The organism is Ensifer sp. 22460, assembly GCF_052044935.1.
Taxonomy (GTDB): domain Bacteria; phylum Pseudomonadota; class Alphaproteobacteria; order Rhizobiales; family Rhizobiaceae; genus Ensifer.
In genome coordinates, this window is the sequence record NZ_JBQENZ010000073.1 from 1 (window position 1) to 844 (window position 844).

At 60.1% G+C, this 844-nt stretch carries 1 protein-coding gene and 1 pseudogene; both read right to left on the reverse strand.

The window, feature by feature from the left end:
* Window positions 1-538 (reverse strand): SDR family NAD(P)-dependent oxidoreductase (locus ACTJKM_RS36040; protein WP_440661892.1); only part of this gene is annotated, 538 nt, incomplete at its 3' end.
* A gap of 111 nt (window positions 539-649) precedes the next feature.
* Window positions 650-844, reverse strand: a pseudogene (locus tag ACTJKM_RS36045) (MarR family transcriptional regulator); the annotation flags it as partial.

Sequence of the window (844 nt, forward strand, 5' to 3'; positions counted from 1 at the left end):
CGATGATCTTCGCCGTATCGGCCGCGGCCAGCGGAGCAAAGCGGCCATCCTTGTTGAATGGCATGACGTAGCGGCCGCGCTGGATGAATGACGAGATGTAGAGGAGCCACTCGGCGAAGAAGGTGATGCGCAAGTTCGTCGTCGGGATGCCTGACCACTTGAACACCTGCTCCGAAAGCCAATGGTTCTGGGTCACCTTGCTGCGCGCGTCGGGCCTGGGTTGCTTGTGGGACAGGTTGACGATGTGCTCGACGCCCTGCTCTCTCGCCACCTGTGCGAAGATGACTGCCGCCTCCACGAGACCGTCGGCAATGGGATAGCAGAAGTAAGCGCGGTCGACGCCGTCGAAAGCCAGCCGCATATCGCGCAGGCTGGTGATGTCCCCATAAACGATCTCGGCACCCAGACTGGCCAGCTCCTGCGAGCGAGCGTCCTCCCGACGAGCGAGGGCGCGGACCTTTAGGCCTTTCTTCAGCAGTTCCTTCACGGTCGGACGCCCCGTATCTCCGGTTGCACCGGTCACCAGAATCGTTGTCATCGCATTTCTCCTTTCGATAATGGCATCAGGCGCTCCGCGGCGTCCTAATGCTGCATATACAACACATAGGAAGCAGTGTTGTATATGCAATACCATAATTCCAGATTCCGGCTAATCGCGCGGAATGTCGTCCGCGACGGTCTTGATTGCCCTCAAGCCTGCTTGCCCAAGCAGCTTGGACGCTCGTTCCTGCCCCGCCCGCCAGGCCGGCATGGATGAAAACAGCAGGTCTTCGCCAGCTTTGCTCAGCCGAAGGGGGCGCTGACGACCTTGAACCTTGTCGGGGACCTCTTCGATCCATCCCGC